The organism is Amycolatopsis pigmentata, assembly GCF_042684065.1.
GTDB lineage: Bacteria > Actinomycetota > Actinomycetes > Mycobacteriales > Pseudonocardiaceae > Amycolatopsis_E > Amycolatopsis_E pigmentata.
The window spans coordinates 458588-473950 of sequence record NZ_JBHUKR010000009.1 but is presented as its reverse complement, the minus strand read 5'-3'; the positions used below and the strand labels follow the sequence as shown (position 1 = coordinate 473950).

General features: G+C 69.3%; 16 protein-coding genes. 9 read left to right on the top strand and 7 right to left on the bottom strand.

The window, feature by feature from the left end; genetic code table 11:
• Positions 1–135: 135 nt before the first annotated feature.
• The 5 genes from ACFSXZ_RS21690 (at position 136) to ACFSXZ_RS21670 (ending at position 3769) form a co-directional block, all read left to right on the top strand.
• Positions 136–696, top strand: coding sequence for a hypothetical protein (locus tag ACFSXZ_RS21690; protein WP_378266940.1), 561 nt, complete (start codon positions 136–138; stop codon positions 694–696).
• Entirely contained in the window at positions 680–1552 is an 873-nt protein-coding gene (locus ACFSXZ_RS21685; RefSeq protein WP_378266938.1) for a DUF4142 domain-containing protein, read from the top strand. The genes ACFSXZ_RS21690 and ACFSXZ_RS21685 overlap by 17 nt, the downstream gene beginning before the upstream one ends.
• Positions 1553–1564: 12 nt before the next feature.
• A complete protein-coding gene (locus ACFSXZ_RS21680) occupies positions 1565–2152 on the top strand; it encodes a ferric reductase-like transmembrane domain-containing protein (protein WP_378266937.1) in 588 nt (195 codons plus the stop codon).
• A complete protein-coding gene (locus ACFSXZ_RS21675; protein WP_378266936.1) occupies positions 2152–2379 on the top strand; it encodes a ferredoxin in 228 nt (75 codons plus the stop codon). Before ACFSXZ_RS21680 ends, ACFSXZ_RS21675 begins: the two co-directional genes overlap by 1 nt.
• Before the next feature lie 61 nt (positions 2380–2440).
• On the top strand, positions 2441–3769 hold the full coding sequence (locus ACFSXZ_RS21670; RefSeq protein ID WP_378266935.1) for an NAD(P)/FAD-dependent oxidoreductase: 1329 nt from the start codon (positions 2441–2443) through the stop codon (positions 3767–3769).
• Positions 3770–4075: 306 nt separating this feature from the next.
• Here the strand turns inward: ACFSXZ_RS21670 and dxs are convergent, their stop codons facing one another.
• The 3 genes from dxs to ACFSXZ_RS21655 form a co-directional block, all read right to left on the bottom strand.
• Positions 4076–6019 carry a 1-deoxy-D-xylulose-5-phosphate synthase gene (gene dxs, locus ACFSXZ_RS21665; protein ID WP_378266934.1) on the bottom strand — a complete coding sequence of 648 codons (1944 nt, stop codon included), beginning with the start codon at positions 6017–6019 and terminating at the stop codon, positions 4076–4078.
• Positions 6020–6132: 113 nt separating this feature from the next.
• On the bottom strand, positions 6133–7371 hold the full coding sequence (locus ACFSXZ_RS21660; protein WP_378266933.1) for a class I SAM-dependent RNA methyltransferase: 1239 nt from the start codon (positions 7369–7371) through the stop codon (positions 6133–6135).
• Positions 7368–9371 (bottom strand): APC family permease, encoded by a 2004-nt coding sequence (locus ACFSXZ_RS21655; protein WP_378266932.1) that lies wholly within the window; start codon positions 9369–9371, stop codon positions 7368–7370. Before ACFSXZ_RS21655 ends, ACFSXZ_RS21660 begins: the two co-directional genes overlap by 4 nt.
• Before the next feature lie 106 nt (positions 9372–9477).
• On the opposite strand from ACFSXZ_RS21655, the gene ACFSXZ_RS21650 reads away from it, so the two are divergent.
• From ACFSXZ_RS21650 to ACFSXZ_RS21640, 3 genes are all read left to right on the top strand, one after another.
• A complete protein-coding gene (locus ACFSXZ_RS21650; protein WP_378266931.1) occupies positions 9478–10140 on the top strand; it encodes a potassium channel family protein in 663 nt (220 codons plus the stop codon).
• Positions 10141–10219: 79 nt separating this feature from the next.
• Complete coding sequence (locus ACFSXZ_RS21645; RefSeq protein WP_378266930.1) at positions 10220–10876, top strand: potassium channel family protein; 657 nt, start codon at positions 10220–10222, stop codon at positions 10874–10876.
• Between the two features lie 115 nt (positions 10877–10991).
• Entirely contained in the window at positions 10992–12215 is a 1224-nt protein-coding gene (locus tag ACFSXZ_RS21640; RefSeq protein ID WP_378266929.1) for a cytochrome P450, read from the top strand.
• Here ACFSXZ_RS21640 and ACFSXZ_RS21635 read toward each other — a convergent pair.
• A complete protein-coding gene (locus ACFSXZ_RS21635) occupies positions 12182–12799 on the bottom strand; it encodes a DUF3159 domain-containing protein (RefSeq protein WP_378267005.1) in 618 nt (205 codons plus the stop codon). The genes ACFSXZ_RS21640 and ACFSXZ_RS21635 overlap by 34 nt on opposite strands.
• A 150-nt stretch (positions 12800–12949) precedes the next feature.
• The gene (locus ACFSXZ_RS21630) at positions 12950–13327 is read right to left on the bottom strand and encodes an OB-fold nucleic acid binding domain-containing protein (RefSeq protein WP_378266928.1); all 378 of its coding nucleotides are present in this window, start codon (positions 13325–13327) and stop codon (positions 12950–12952) included.
• 116 nt (positions 13328–13443) lie between these two features.
• Here ACFSXZ_RS21630 and ACFSXZ_RS21625 point away from each other — a divergent pair, with 116 nt between their 5' ends.
• A complete protein-coding gene (locus ACFSXZ_RS21625) occupies positions 13444–14199 on the top strand; it encodes an alpha/beta hydrolase (protein WP_378266927.1) in 756 nt (251 codons plus the stop codon).
• Here the strand turns inward: ACFSXZ_RS21625 and ACFSXZ_RS21620 are convergent.
• Both ACFSXZ_RS21620 and dut read right to left on the bottom strand, forming a co-directional pair.
• Complete coding sequence (locus ACFSXZ_RS21620) at positions 14196–14852, bottom strand: DUF3710 domain-containing protein (protein WP_378266926.1); 657 nt, start codon at positions 14850–14852, stop codon at positions 14196–14198. The genes ACFSXZ_RS21625 and ACFSXZ_RS21620 overlap by 4 nt on opposite strands.
• Positions 14852–15340, bottom strand: a complete 489-nt coding sequence (gene dut, locus ACFSXZ_RS21615; RefSeq protein ID WP_378266925.1) for a dUTP diphosphatase — start codon at positions 15338–15340, stop codon at positions 14852–14854. The genes ACFSXZ_RS21620 and dut overlap by 1 nt, the downstream gene beginning before the upstream one ends.
• Positions 15341–15363: the final 23 nt, after the last annotated feature.

Genomic DNA, 15363 nt, shown 5'->3' with positions numbered 1-15363 from the left:
CCAGGAGCATTGTGCCTGAGGCGCGTTTTGTCAGGCGCATTGTTTCGAGGCGGCGGCGACGCGGTGTCCACAGTGGATTTGACGTGCACTTTTCCAGCACTTCCGTGCCTGGCCCCCGACAGGAAGGAAGTCTTCATGCGCTGTACCCGCACATCGCCGGTGCCGCAGGCGGTCACCGGCTTCGCCCTGGTCACCGCCACGCTGATGAGCACCGTGGCGTGCACGGCGAGCAGTACTGCTTATTCTTCTTCCTCCCCCGGCGGTGCCGGGGGAATGGTCATGCAACAGCAGGTCGCACCGGTCCCACCCGGGTTGTTCGCCGATCGTCCGTTCGATCTGAGCCCGATGGTCGTCGACGAGATGGGGATGACCGTCTACCGGTACGACAAAGACAGTGCGAACCCACCACGCTCGACCTGTGACGGCGACTGCGCCCGGATGTGGAAACCGATCCGGCCCAGCGCCGACCTGGAGGTCGGCGGTATAGACAAATCGGCGATCTCGTCGATCACCAGGCCGGACGGCAGTGACCAGGTCACGCTCGCCGGCTGGCCGATCTACCGGTTCGCCGGCGACGGGATGGCGGGCGAGACCGCCGGCCAGGGCAAGGACGGCGCCTGGTATCCCATCGCGCCGACCGGCGAAAAGGTCCAGGCCGTCTCCGACCCGGGACAGTCCAATGCGTTCGGCTTCTGAGCGCGGCGGGCACCGGGGAACGCGGCGAATCGTCCGCGCCTGCGTCCTCGCGTTCGCCTTCGCGGCCGTGGCGATGATCACTCAGCTCGCGGTGCCCGTCTCCGCCACCGCGCAGAACGCCGCCGTGCTCTCCCCCAGCGACCAGGATCTCATCGTCCGCGTCCGGCAGGCCGGGCTCTGGGAAATGCCCTCCGGTTCCTGGGCCATTCAGCGCGCGGACAGCGACCAGGTCAAACAGGTCGGCCGGACGCTGATGGTGGACCACGGCAGGCTCGACGTCCTCACCCGGAACATGGCGGCGCAGTACAACCTGCAGTTGCCCGACCAGCCCAACGCCGACCAGCAAAGCTGGTTGAGGGAGGAACAGAACGCGCGTAACGGCGCGGAGTTCCAGCGGATCTTCGTCAACCGGCTTCGCGCGGCGCACGGCGTGATCCTGGGTGTGATCGGCCAGGTCCGGGCGGACACGAAGAACGACCAGATCCGGGGTTACGCGACCACGGCGAACCAGGTCGTGCTCCGCCACATCACCCTGCTGGAAAGCACGGGGCTGGTCGACTACAGCCAACTGCCCGAACCCAAGACCGCCACCACGGCGAGCACCTCGGCGGCCCAGTCGCTGGACCTCGGTCTCCCCGGCATCGTCGCCGCGGTCGTGGTGACGCTCGTGGTCGCGATCGGCTCCTGGTGGCTGCTCAGGATGATCCGCAGGCCCCAGAAGACCCGGGCGGTGAAGGAGGTCCGGACGGACAGGACGGCCCGGGAAACCCAACCAACTCAAGAGACTCGGAAAAGAAGCTTCGGCAGCAGGGACGCGATCGCGGGCCCCCAGCCGGACTTCCGGACGAAAATCTAGCGGAGGCACGTGATGTCGATGGTTTTGGCACAGGCGAGCGGCGACGACGGGCTGCGACACATCGCCCAGTACTCCGCGCGGCTGTCCTTCGTCTTCATGTGCCTGACGCTGGCCTGGGGCGTGTTCACCGCGACCGGCTGGATCCGCAACGTGACCGGACGGAAGGCGGTCCGTGGCTCCCACATGGTGATGGCCACGCTCACGCTGGCCTTCGGCGGGATCCACGCGCTGTGTTTCGTGTTCCTGTCCAGTGGGGCACTCAGTTTCGCCTACATCGCGGTTCCGTTCTCGGTGCCGGGCGCGCTGGCCCGGCACGAGTTCGGCGTCATCGGCTTCGAACTGATGCTGGCGATCGCGCTGACCGCGGGCCTCTACCGGTTCACCTCCTACCGGCGGTGGCTGTACCTGCACCGGGTGGCCTACCTGGCCGTGCCGTTGACCGCGATCCACTCCTTCTTCGGGGCGATCGCCAACGGGCACCTCGCACTGGACTGGCTGGTCGGGACCATTCTCCTGGTGCCGGCGTTGCTGATGTCGTTGCTGCGCTTCATGCCGGTCCGCACCCTGGAACGGATCGGCCTGATCGAGGAGCAGGTGTGATGCGGAAGCTGACGTTGCGCGGCGGTCCCCGGATCGCCGTGGACGACGACCGGTGCGAGCTCTACGGGATCTGCCAGTGGGAGGCACCCGACATTTTCGAGCTGGACCGTGACGGCCGCCTGAAATACCGGCGGCAGCTGGAGCCCGACGACTACGACCAGGCCGCCGCGGCGGCCCGGTGTTGTCCGATGCAGGCCATCGTGATCCGAGGTTTTTCCGAAGAATGACCCTGCCCTGCTGGCGCGGCCGTTCCGCGCGCGGGCAGCACGACAACAGGAGCTTTGTCTGATGAGTGATGGGGACAGGATCGTCATCGTGGGTGCCGGCGTGGCCGGGCTGCGAGCCGCGGAGCGGGTCCGGGAACTCGGCTTCGACGGCGAAGTGGTGATCATCGGCGACGAGCCGCGACGGCCGTACCACCGGCCGATGGTGTCCAAGCAACTGGTCATGGGCACGGTCCGGCCGCTCGACGCCTACCTCAAGCCCTATCTGGACCTGGACGCCCACTGGCGGCTGGGAACCCGCGCCACGCGACTGGACACCAAGCAACGGGTGGTCTACCTGCCCGGCGGCGAGGAGCTCTGGTACGACGGACTGATTCTCGCCACCGGCGTCTACCCGCGCCATCTCCGCGGCGCGCCCCGCTACGACCCGCGCGTCCGCGTGCTGCGCACCGTCGAGGACTCGATCGCGCTGCGGCGCACACTGGTGAGCAGCACCAAACCCGCGGTGGTGATCGGCAGCGGCCTCATCGGCTGCGAGTTCGCCGCCAGCATGCGTTACCTGGGCCGGGACGTGACGCTGGTCGGGCACGCGAAGGCGCCGCTGTACCGGTTCGGGCCGCACATCGCCGAAGCGGTGACCAAGGTGCAGAAGGAACATCGCGTGAATCTCGCGATGAATTCCGAGGTACGGCACTGGATCAGCAGCAAGGAATCCTTCGGTCTGCATTTGACCAACAACCAGCTCGTGGTGGCCAGCTGTGTGGTGCTGGCCATCGGCAGCGTGCCCGCGGTCGAATGGCTGCGCGATTCCGGCCTGGTGATCGACGACGGCGTGCTGTGCGAGTCCACCCTGTTCGCGGTCGACGCCGAGGACGTGGTGGTGGCCGGTGACATCGCCAAATGGCCGAATCTGCGGTTCGACGAGGTCCCGCGCCGGGTCGAGCACTGGCTCAACGGCGTCGAGTCCGGACGTGCCGCGGCGGAGAATCTGATCCGGGGACGGATGAGCGCCGTGCCCTACACGCCGTTGCCGCGGGCCTGGTCGACGATCTACGACGTGCGGCTCCAGATGGCCGGAATGCCGGCGCTCGGCGAGGACACCGTGGAACTGGGCACCAACGTCACCGGCTTCCTCAAGGACGGGCGGCTCGTGGGCGTCTGCGCCTGGGATCGTCCGCGCGCGATGCTGCACTGGACAGCGGAACTCGAGCGGCGGCTTCCGGTGCCTTTGGTGCCCACCCCGTCCCTTCCGGCGCCGGCGGAGCCCGCCGGGACGCTGGTCGATTCGATGCCGCTTTCGGATATCGAAGAGGAATGGTTGTCGCTGCCGACGCAGACATCGTCCTCGGAATTGTCCCGGCCGTCGCTCCAGCCGGTTTCCGGCGTGGCGTGACGGGTGCCGGAATGACGGGTGTTCGCCTGGGCGCCGGCGCTGTCCACGAGATCGAACGGGGCTCGATCTACGGGGTGGGACAGGGCCGGCGCACCACGCGGACGCTCGCGGTGACCGGCTTCGTCGGGTGAACCGTCGCGATGACGGCGACATCGCGACGGTGCGGTGAAACGGTGAGGTGAGGGGCTGCCGGCGGGTCAGCGTCTCAGGGGTGCAGCGTTTCACCGGACGCGGCGGAGCGGGTTTCCACCGGGAACCGGGCGGCCGGATCGAGCACGTGCTCGATCCGGCCGCCCGGTTCTGTTACTACTGCTTGTTCTGTTCCTGCGGGGACTCTTCCGGTTCCGCGGTCTCGTGGTGCGGGTCACCGATCAGGTTCGCCGCCCACTCGGTGATCTTCCGCGCCGCGTCCTGTGCGGTGAGGCCCACCCTGGCCAGCACCTCCTCGCGCGTGCCGTGCGTCAGGAACCGTTGCGGCACCGCCAGATCCCGCAGGGGTACATCGCATTCGGCGTCGCGGAGCAGCGCGGCGAGCGCCGAGCCGAACCCGCCATGCCTGCCGCTGTCCTCGACGGTGACCACCAGCCGGTGCTCGACCGCGAGGGTCACCAGCTCCGACGGCACCGGCACCACCCACCGCGGGTCGACGACCGTGACCCCGATTCCCTGGTCCGCCAGGCGTTCGGCGGCCGCCAGACCCAGCCTGGCGAACGCCCCGACGGCGACCAGCAGGACGTCCGGCGCCGCGTCGGGCTTGCTGCTGGGCCTGCACAGCACGTCGACGGGCCCGATCCGCTCCAGCGCGGGGATCTCCTCCGGCACGCTGCCCTTGGAAAACCGCAACGCGCTCGGGCCGTCCGAGATCGCGATCGCTTCGCGCAGCTCTTCGCGCAGGGTTACCGCGTCCCGGGGCGCGGCGACCCGCATGCCGGGCACCATCCCCAGCAGGGAGAGGTCCCACATGCCGTGGTGACTCGGCCCGTCGGGGCCGGTGATGCCGGCGCGATCGAGCACCAGGGTCACCGGCTGGCGGTGCAGCGCGACGTCCATCAGGGTCTGGTCGAAGGCCCGGTTGAGGAAGGTGGAGTAGACCGCGACCACGGGGTGCATGCCGCCCATGGCCAATCCCGCGGCCGAGGTCACCGCATGCTGCTCGGCGATGCCCACGTCGAACCAGCGATCGGGGTGCCGCTCGGCGAAGGCGTCCAGACCGGTGGAGCGCAGCATCGCCGCCGTGATCGCCACCACGTCGGGGCGCTCGTCACCGATCTTGGCCAGTTCCGCGCCGAAGACCGACGTCCACGAGCGTCCCTTCGGCTTGGGCAGTCCGGTCTCCGGGTCGATCGGGTCGGTCTGGTGCATCTGATCGTGGCCGTCGTTGACCGCGGGCGGGTAGCCGTGGCCCTTCTCGGTCACGGCGTGCACCACGACCGGGCCGCCGAACGCCTTGGCCGCCTGCAACGCCCGCTCCAGGGCGAGCAGGTCGTGGCCGTCGACCGGGCCGAGGTACTTGAGCCCGAGATCGGAGAACATCATCTGCGGGCTCAGCGCGTCCTTGATGCCCGCCTTCGCGGCGTGCAGCGCCGCGTAGATCGGCTTGCCCACGACCGGGGTGTGCAGCAGCAGCTCACGGCCGCCGTCGAGCACCCGCTCGTACCCCGGCTGGAGGCGCAGCGACGCCAGGTGCTCGGCGAAGCCGCCGATCGTCGGCGAGTAGGAGCGGCCGTTGTCGTTGACCACGATCACCACGGGGCGGTCCGGCGCGGCGGCGATGTTGTTGAGCGCCTCCCAGCACATGCCCCCGGTGAGCGCGCCGTCGCCGACCACGGCCACCGCGTGCCGTCCGCCCCCGGCCAGTTCGAAGGCCTTGGCCAGACCATCCACATAGGACAGAGCGGTGGACGCGTGGCTGTTCTCCACCAGGTCGTGCTCGCTCTCGTCCCGGATCGGGTATCCGGCCGGGCCGCCGGTCTGGCGCAGGCGGCCGAACCCGCCGTGCCGCCCGGTGACGATCTTGTGAACGTAGCTCTGGTGCCCGACGTCGAACACGATCGCGTCCTTCGGCGAGTCGAAGACGCGGTGCAGGGCCAGGGTCAGTTCGACGACACCCAGGTTCGGCCCGAGATGCCCGCCGGAGGCGCGGACCTTGTCGATCAGGAACTCACGGATCTCCCCCGCCAGCAGATTGAGCTGCTGATTCCCCATACGCTTCAGATCGGCTGGTCCGTGCACCGACTCCAGCAAAGTCACATCTCACCTCACCGCTCGATCGTGGCCGTCCGCCCAGTCTAGGAGAGACCGGATAACTCTCGCTCGGCCACTCGGGAGCGCACACCGTGGCGCGCACCGGCGTGACCGTGCGTTCAGCCGCGCTCCACGAGCGCGACGCACTCGACATGGTGGGTCATCGGAAACGCGTCGAAGGCCCGGAGATCGGCGAGCGAGTACCCGTGCCCGGCGAAGGTGGCGAGGTCACGCGCGAGCGCGGCCGGATCACAGGCCACATAGACCACCCGCGCCGGAGCGACCTCCACAATGGACTCGACGACCGCGCGTCCGGCGCCCGCGCGGGGCGGGTCGAGCACGACCACGTCCGGGGCCCCGCCCTCACCGAGGTCACGTACGACGTGTTCGACGCGGCCTGCCCGCCAGCTCACCTGGGGCAGATCGGCCAGATTCGCCTCGCCGTCGGCGACCGCGCCGCGGTTCGACTCGACGGCCACCACCTCACCCCGGGGCCCCGCCTGGCCGGCGAGCACCGACGCGAAAAGGCCCACACCGGCGTAGAGGTCCCACGCGCGGCCACCCTCGGGCACCCGCGCCCACCGCCCGACCACCTCCGCGAGCGTGTCCGCCGCGGCGGGGTGCACCTGCCAGAACCCGTGCGCGTCCAGCTTCCAGTCGCGCCCGGCGGCGTGTTCGACAGCGCGACCGCCGCGCAGCTGCCGGGTCTGGCGCCTACCACGCGCGCTTGTCTGCTCACGGACATGCGGGCGCCCGTCACCGTCGGAGGTGACCTCTACTTCACTGCCGGGTCGCCAGCGCCGCGAAACCACCGGCTCCAGGATGCCCGGCACCGCGATCGGGCAGTCCGGCAGCGCGATCACGTCGTGGCCGCGATGCCCGCGGAGGCCCGCCCGCCCGTCGCGGCCCGCGACCAGCCGCATCCGCGTGCGCCAGCCGAGCATCCCGCCGGGCAGTTCCTCGACTTCGGTCTCGCGCTCGATCCCGGCGAGCCGGGACAGCTGTTCGGCGACCACCCGAGCCTTCAGCTCCCGCTGGAGCTCCGGTGCCGCGTGCTGCCAGTCACAGCCGCCGCATGCGCCGGGCACGGCCAGCGGACACGGCGGCTCGACCCGGCCCGGCGCCGCCCGCAGCACCCGCACCGCGTCGGCCCGGCAGTACGACCCGCCTTTGTCCTCGGTGATTTCGGCGACCACGCGCTCACCCGGCAGCGCGTGCCGGACGAACACCACACGACCGTCCACTCTGGACACACAATGCCCGCCGTGTGCCACCGCGCCGACCTCGATTTCCAGCGTGGTGCCGACGTCGTACCGCGACAATTCTCGCGATGTTTTTCCTGACACCGTGCCGGTCACCGGCGTCCTTCGGAATACAGGCCGCGGCGGACGTCACCGGCGGCCGGACGGGCACGCATCTCCCGCCGCACCGCCTTGGCCGAAGAAACCAGTTGCCACGGCACGCTGGTCACCATCACGCCGGGCTGGAACAACAGCCTGCTCTTGAGCCGCAGCGCGCTCTGATTGTGCAGCAGGTGTTCCCACCAGCGGCCGACCACATACTCGGGAATGAACACGGTGACCACGTTACGCGGATTATCGCCCCGTACCCGCTTCACGTAGTCCAGCACGGGCTTGGTGATTTCCCGGTACGGTGATTCGATCACCTTGAGCGGCACCTTGAACCCGCGTTTGTCCCATTCCACCACGAGTTCCCTGGTCTCGGAATCGTCGACGTTGACGGTGACCGCTTCGAGGACGTCGGGCCGCATCGCCTTGGCGTAGGCGAGCGCGCGCAGGGCAGGCCGGTGCAGTTTGGACACCAGCACGATCGAGTGGTTGCGCGACGGCAGGACCGTCGGCTGGTCGCTGTCGGGCTCGCTCAACTCGGTCGAAACCCGGTCGTAGTGGCGGCGGATCGCGGTCATCAGCAGGTAGATCGCGGCCATGGCGGCGATCGCGATCCACGCGCCCAGCAGGAACTTGGTGATCAGCACGATGACCAGCACCGTGCCGGTCATGGTCAGGCCGATCGCGTTGACCGTCTGCGAACGCCGCATCGTCCGGCGCGCCGCGGGATCGGTTTCCGTGCGCAGCAAGCGGTTCCAGTGCCGGAGCATGCCGGTCTGGCTGACCGTGAAGGACACGAACACGCCCACGATGTAGAGCTGGATCAACCGCGTGACTTCCGCGTCGAACGCGATGATCAGCAACAGCGCGAAGGCGGCCAGCAGGATGATGCCGTTGGAATAGGCCAGTCTGTCCCCGCGAGTGTGCAACTGCCGGGGCAGGTAGCGGTCCTGCGCGAGAATCGAGCCCAGCACCGGGAAACCGTTGAACGCCGTATTGGCGGCCAACAGCAGGATGATCCCGGTGACGAAGGAAATGTAGTAGAACCCCGGCGGGAAGCCCGCGAACACGGCCTGCGCGATCTGGCTGAGGATGGTCTTCTGCTGGTAACCCGCCGGGGCTCCGGCGAGCTGGGTCGCCGGGTCCTCGGCGAAGCGGACCTTCGTGATGACCGCCAGCGCGATGATGCCGACCAGCATGCTCACCGCGAGCAGGCCCATCATCAGCAGGGTGGTGGCCGCGTTCTTCGACTTCGGTTTGCGGAAGGCGGGCACGCCGTTGCTGATCGCCTCCACCCCGGTCAGCGCCGCCGCGCCCGAGGAGAACGAGCGCAGGATCAGGAACACGAACGCGAACCCCGTCAGCGAGGATTCGGCGTGGAGCTGGAAGCCGGCGCTTTCCGCCCGCAGCTGGTCGCCTCGGAGGGTCTCGAGCAGGCCCCAGGCCACCATCAGCAGGATCCCGCCGATGAACCCGTAGGTCGGCACGGCGAACGCCTTGCCGGACTCGCGCACGCCGCGCAGGTTCATCGCGGCCAGCACCGAGACGATCAGCACCGCGCAGATCACCTTGTGCTCGGCCACCCAGGGCAGCGCCGAGCCGATGTTGGCCACACCGGACGAAGTGGACACCGCGACCGTGAGCACGTAGTCGACGAGCAGGGCGCTGGCCACGGTGAGGCCGAATCTGCCGCCGAGGTTGGTGGTGGCGACCTCGTAGTCCCCGCCGCCGCTGGGATAGGCGTGCACGTTCTGCCGGTACGAGGCGACGACGACCAGCATCACGAGGGCGACGGCGATCCCGATCCAGGGCGCGTAGGCGTAGGCGGACAGTCCGGCGACGCTCAGCGTCAGGAAGATCTCTTCGGGCGCGTACGCGACGCTCGACAGGGCGTCGGAGGCGAAGATCGGGAGCGCGATGCGCTTGGGCAGCAGCGTGTGGGACAACCGGTCGCTGCGGAACGGGCGGCCAAGAAGAAGCCTCTTGGTCGCGGTCGCTAACTTCGGCACGGCTGCAGCGTAATCCTTGACATCACAAGGTAGGTTCTGCGCTGGCACGACGCGGGTAACCGCCGGCGTGGAGGTGCCAGGAGCGTTACTACGAGGAGGCAGGAACGTGCACGTGGTGATCATGGGGTGCGGCCGGGTGGGCGCGTCCCTCGCCGCGGCGCTCGAGCGCCTCGGGCACGATGTCGCGGTCATCGACAAGAGCCAGGAGGCGTTCCGGCGGCTCGGCAGCGACTTCCACGGCCGTCAGGTCGTCGGCGTCGGGTTCGACCGCCAGGTGCTCGTCGACGCCGGCATCGAACAGGCCGGCGCGTTCGCCGCGGTGTCCAGCGGCGACAACTCCAACATCATTTCCGCGCGCGTGGCCAGGGAAAACTTCCACGTCGAACACGTCGTGGCCCGGATCTACGACCCCAAGCGCGCCGCCGTCTACGAGCGCCTGGGCATCCCGACGGTGGCGACCGTGCCGTGGACCACGGACCGGTTCCTGCGCACCCTCCTGCCGGAGGGCGTGGCGTCGGCCTGGCGGGACCCGACCGGCAACGTGGCGGTGCTCCAGTTGCCGCTGCACGAGTCGTGGATCGGGCGCAGCGTCGCCGACCTCCAGGAGGCGACCGGCGCGCGTGTGGCGTTCATCATGCGTTTCGGCACCGCCGTGCTTCCCGAGAGCAAGACCGTGCTGCAGGCCGACGACCTGGTCTACGTGGCCGCCCGTTCGGGCACGGTGAGCGACGTCACCAGCGTCGCGGCGAGGGCTCCGGAGGACAGCTGATGGACGTGACAGACCGCACCGACAATTCTCGTGAAAAACCTCGCGAAAAGGCTCATCGCGAAATGGCCAAGGAGTGCTGATGCGGGTCGCTATCGCCGGTGCCGGCGCGGTAGGGCGTTCGATCGCCTCCGAACTGATCGACGGCGGGCATCAGGTGATGCTCATCGAGCGGCAGAGCGGGCAGTTCGAGCCGGAGACCGTGGAACAGGCCGACTGGGTCCTCGGGGATGCCTGCGAGGTGTCCACGCTGGAGGAGTCGGGCATCGAGCGGTGTGACGTGGTGATCGCCGCGACCGGGGACGACAAGGTCAACGTGGTGGTCGCGCTGCTCGCCAAGACCGAGTTCGCGGTACGCCGGGTGGTCGCGCGGGTCAACGACCCCGACAACGAGTGGCTGTTCACCGAGGCCTGGGGCGTCGATGTCGCGGTATCCACGCCGCGCATGCTGGCCGCGATGGTCGAGGAGGCGGTCAGCGTCGGGGACCTGGTGCGGCTGATGACCTTCCGCCAGGGGCAGGCGAACCTGGTCGAGCTGACGTTGCCCGAGCAGACGCCGCTCGCGGGCAAGCCGGTGAGCGAACTCGATCTGCCGCGCGACTCGGCGCTGGTGACCATCCTGCGCGGCGACCGGGTGATCGTGCCGCAGCCGGAGGATCCGCTCGAACCGGGTGACGAACTTCTCTTCGTCGCCGCGGCCGAGGTCGAGACGGACATCCGCACCGCTCTGGGCTACTAAGGCTCACTGAGCGCTACCGAGAAGCGGTCGGCGCTACCTACTGTCACCAAGCGCTTGAGGTCTTGTCACGGCCAATGAATTCACAAATCTGTGAAAACTCTGTAGCTTGTGAAGCATGACGACCCACACCAGCGACACCAGTGAAACGGCTCCCGTGCCGGAAGGGCTGCCCACCGGACGCGAACGCCTCCTCGACCCGCCCGGAGAGCTGTCCCGGCTGCGCGCCCAGCGTCCGGTCAGCCGCATGATCTATCCCGACGGGCACGAAGGCTGGCTGGTGACCGGCTACCACGCGGCCCGTGCCGTGCTCGCCGACCTCCGGTTCAGCTCGCGGCAGGATCTGATCCGCCACACCCCGATCCCGAACCCGTTCGGCGACCAGAAACCACCGCCTGCCATGGCGGGCACGCTGACCCGCCTCGATCCGCCGGAACACACCCACTACCGGCGCCTGCTGACCGGCCAGTTCACCGTGCGCCGCATGAACCAGCTCGCCGGGCGCATCGAGCGGATCACCGAGGATCGCCTCGACGCGATCGCCGAGGCGGGAGCGCCCGCCGATCTCGTGCCCACCTTCGCCCTGCCCATCCCGTCCCTGGTCATCTGCGAGTTGCTCGGGGTGCCCTATGCCGACCACGAACGGTTCCAGCGGGATTCGGCGACCCTGTTCAACCTCGGCTCGTCGGCCGAGGCCATGCTGGAGGCGTTGGACGATCTCACCGCGTTCCTCGGGGAACTGGTCGAGACCAAGCGGGCCGAACCGACGGACGATCTGCTCAGCGGCCTGGTCACCGGTGGCGAGCTGAACCACGAAGAGCTGGTCACCATCGCGCTCACGCTGCTCGTGGCCGGGCATGAAACCACCGCCAAGATGCTCGCGCTCGGCACCTTCGCACTGCTGGAAAACCCCGATCAGCTCGCGAAGCTGCGCGCCCAGCCCGAGCTGATCAACAACACGGTCGAGGAACTGCTGCGCTACCTGACCATCGTGCACATCGGACCGGTGCGGGTCGCCAAGGAGGACGTCGAGGTCGACGGGGTGCTGATCAAGGCGGGCGAGACCGTCACCCTCAGCCTGCCCGCGGTCAACCGGGACCCGGCGCGCTTCACCAACGCGGAGGAACTGGACATCACCCGGCCCGCGACCGGGCACGTGGCGTTCGGCCACGGCGTGCATCAGTGTCTCGGTCAGCAGCTCGCCCGGATCGAGATGCGGGTGGCCTATCCCGCGCTGCTGCGGCGCTTCCCGGGCCTGCGTCTGGCCGTCCCCGCCGACGAGGTCAAGGCACGCGCCAACGCCGCCATCTACGGACTCGACGCGCTTCCGGTCACCTGGTAGGCGCCGGCCTCGTCGAGCTCCTTGAGCCGCTTGTCGGAGCGGCGCACCGCCCAGACCACCACCAGCAGCGCGAGTCCGTAGAGGGGGTAGCCCATGGCGATCTTGGCGAACGCCAGCCAGCCGGTGTAGTCGGCCTCGTACAGCCAGCGCTGCACGATGAACCGCGCGCCGAAGACCGCCGCGAGCGCGAGCGTGGCCACGTCATAGCCGTACCGGGAACGTTTGTCCGCGCGCCAGGCCGTGCCGGTCCCGTTGAGCAGGTTCCAGACGAGGCCGGCCAACGGCCAGCGCACCAGGATGGACACCACGAACACCGCGCAGTAGACCAGGCTCGCCCAGATACCGAACAGGAAGAAGCCCTTGGCCGAGCCCGTCCGGAAGGCGATGAACGCGGCGATGGCCACCCCGAAGAACCCGGAGATGGCCGGTTGCAGCGGCTCCCGGCGCACGATGCGCAGCACGGTGATCGCCACCGCGCTGCCCAGCGCGCTCCAGATGCCCGCCTTCAGCCCGAAGAAGGCGTTCGCGAGCACGAACACCACCACCGGCAGCGACGAGTAGAGCAGGCCGGAAACCCCGCCCATCTGTTCCAGCAAGGTGGGTTCGGGCTTGTCCTGGTGCTCTTCGCCGGTCTTCTCGCCGGTCTGCTCACCGCCGGGTGGGGTCACGTCGTGGTCCTTGTCGTGATCCCGCCCGACCGGCTGGAGCCTGGTGAGTTCGTTGGGTCAGCGGGATCAGGATGTCGTCTGCAGTTCGTAGAACGGGTTGTACAGCACCTTCTGGCCGTCCCGCTCCGCCATCCGGCCCCGTACCTTGATGGTCCGCCCCGGCTCGATGCCGGGGATGCGGCGCCGTCCGAGCCAGACTAGCGTCACGCCCTCGGTCCCGTCGAACAACTCAGCCTGCAGAGTGGCCGCTTCGTTCGTGGGGCACAGCTGCACGCTGCGCAGTCTGCCGAGCACGGTGACCTCTTCACCGGACCGGCAGTCGCAGGCGCGCTGCGCCCCGCCGGCCTCGGATTTTTCCGACAGATCATCGGCGTCGAGCTCGTCGACGTCGCTGGTCAGCTTGCGCACCAGCCGGCTGAAATAGCCGCCGTCCTTGGCGGACATAAGTCGCTCCATGAGTTCCGGGGCCCCCGACAAACCACGGCCCATTACGTGGTCCAGCGTAACCTTTCCCAGGCAGGGAAACCGGTTTGCTTCAAGATCGCAACGTGATGTCCGCTATGCCGAAACCACGCGTCGTGCTACTGCCCGGTACCGGGTCCGATGAAATCTTCATCCGAAGCGTCTTCTCCGGCCCGTTGTCCGGGATGGGCGCCGAGGTGATCACGCCACCTCCGCCGGCGGAATCGCTGCTGGTCAGCGGCTACCTGCGGGCGCTGGACACCCTCGCGTCCGCACCACGGGAAGGAGCACAGGAGGGGCCTCAGGACGGGGCACTGATCGTGGGTGGCGTCTCGTTCGGCGCCCACCTCGCCGCGCGCTGGGCGCTGGCGAATCCGCATCGGTGTGCCGGGCTGATACTGGCTCTGCCCGCGTGGTCGGGACAGCCGGGCGAGGCCCCCGCGTCGCGGGCCGCGCGAGCGTCCGCGGATCTGGTGGAGGCTCACGGCCTGGAAGCCGCGCTCCGGCTGTCGGCCGACGGCGTGGCACCCTGGCTCGCCGCCGAGCTGACGAGGTCATGGCGGCGCCACGGCGACGGCCTGGCCGCGAGCCTGAAAGTGGCGGCGGACTCGCCCGCGCCGGAGCTGGAGGCGTTGCGGCGCCTGGAGATCCCGGCCGGCATCGCCGCCTGCGTGGACGACCCGGTGCACCCCGCCGGAGTCGCGCACGCCTGGGCGGAGGCACTGCCCCGCGCGGCGGTCGTCGAGACGACGCTGGCCGCCCTCGGCGAGGACCGCGAATCCCTCGGCCGGGCCGCCGTACTCGCGTGGCTGCGCGCGGGAGGCTTGCCCGCGGGGCAGGGAACGGCGGTCTAGACCATCCGGCCCTGTTGTTCGGCGATGTGCTGGGCCACCGATTCGGGCAGGGTGATCGGCAGCGGCGTGCGCACCGGCATCGGCGCGTCCCCGCGTACGACGATCGTGTGGCGCACGATGTCCCGCAGGACCCTCGGCGCCTCGGCCGCCTGCGACTGGGGGCCCGCGATCACGCCGCGAAGCATCCACCGCGGACCGTCGACACCGACGAAGCGCAGTGCCATGTCCCCGAGCAGCGCGGACAGCTCGAAGCCCCACTCGCCGTCGCCGGGGGAAACCCGCGCGCCGTCGGCCCGCAGCTGCTGGGTGAGCTCGGCGCCGACCTCGCGCCACAGCCCGCCGGAACGCGGTGCCGCGTACGCGCTGACCGTCACCTGACCGAACGGGGTGGCCACGTGGACCGCCCGCACCCCGCCGTTCTCGGGATCCATCTCGACCTGGACGCCGGTGCCGTCCGGCACCGGGACCCGCACCGACCCGAGGTCGATCCGCGGGATCCCGTCCTCGGGCGCGTCGTCGACGTCGAACGGGCCGTCGGTCAACGGTCCGTCCGGCTCATCGGCGTATTCCTCGGCGTACTCCCCGGCATAGGTACCCCGGTCGGGCGCCGCGTGCCGTCCCGCGGGCCGCCGCTTGCGTCCGAAAATGCCCACTACCGCTTCGCTCCTTCCCCGGATCTGCCCGAATTCTGCAGCGTCGCATGTCCGCCCGTGGACCCGTATCCGCCTTCTCCGCGGGCGGAGGCGTCCAGTTCGGCGACCTCGACGAACTCGGCGGTCTCCACCCGCTGCACGATCAGTTGCGCGATGCGGTCCCCACGGGAAAGCTCGACCGGCCGGGACGGGTCGTGGTTGATCAGGCACACCTTGATCTCGCCCCGGTACCCGGCGTCGATCGTGCCGGGCGTGTTGACCACGGAAAGACCGACCCGCGCGGCCAGACCCGACCGCGGATGCACGAAAGCGGCGTAACCGTCGGGCAGCGCGATCGCGACACCGGTGCCGACGACGGCCCGTTCGCCGGGCGGCAGCACGACATCGCTCGTGGTCACGAGATCGGCGCCCGCGTCGCCGGGATGCGCGTAGGCGGGTAGGGGAACCCCGGGATCGAGCCGGGACAGCAGCACCTGCACAGTGGACACGACCGGCGAGACTACCCTGGGCC

Coding starts and splice junctions, on each gene's coding strand:
- ACFSXZ_RS21690 (WP_378266940.1), top strand. CDS start 136: ATGCGCTGTACCCGCACATCGCCGGTGCCGCAGGCGGTCACCGGCTTC.
- ACFSXZ_RS21685 (WP_378266938.1), top strand. CDS start 680: ATGCGTTCGGCTTCTGAGCGCGGCGGGCACCGGGGAACGCGGCGAATC.
- ACFSXZ_RS21680 (WP_378266937.1), top strand. CDS start 1,565: ATGTCGATGGTTTTGGCACAGGCGAGCGGCGACGACGGGCTGCGACAC.
- ACFSXZ_RS21675 (WP_378266936.1), top strand. CDS start 2,152: ATGCGGAAGCTGACGTTGCGCGGCGGTCCCCGGATCGCCGTGGACGAC.
- ACFSXZ_RS21670 (WP_378266935.1), top strand. CDS start 2,441: ATGAGTGATGGGGACAGGATCGTCATCGTGGGTGCCGGCGTGGCCGGG.
- ACFSXZ_RS21645 (WP_378266930.1), top strand. CDS start 10,220: ATGCGGGTCGCTATCGCCGGTGCCGGCGCGGTAGGGCGTTCGATCGCC.
- ACFSXZ_RS21640 (WP_378266929.1), top strand. CDS start 10,992: ATGACGACCCACACCAGCGACACCAGTGAAACGGCTCCCGTGCCGGAA.
- ACFSXZ_RS21635 (WP_378267005.1), bottom strand. CDS start 12,799: ATGGGCGGGGTTTCCGGCCTGCTCTACTCGTCGCTGCCGGTGGTGGTG.
- ACFSXZ_RS21630 (WP_378266928.1), bottom strand. CDS start 13,327: ATGTCCGCCAAGGACGGCGGCTATTTCAGCCGGCTGGTGCGCAAGCTG.
- ACFSXZ_RS21625 (WP_378266927.1), top strand. CDS start 13,444: ATGCCGAAACCACGCGTCGTGCTACTGCCCGGTACCGGGTCCGATGAA.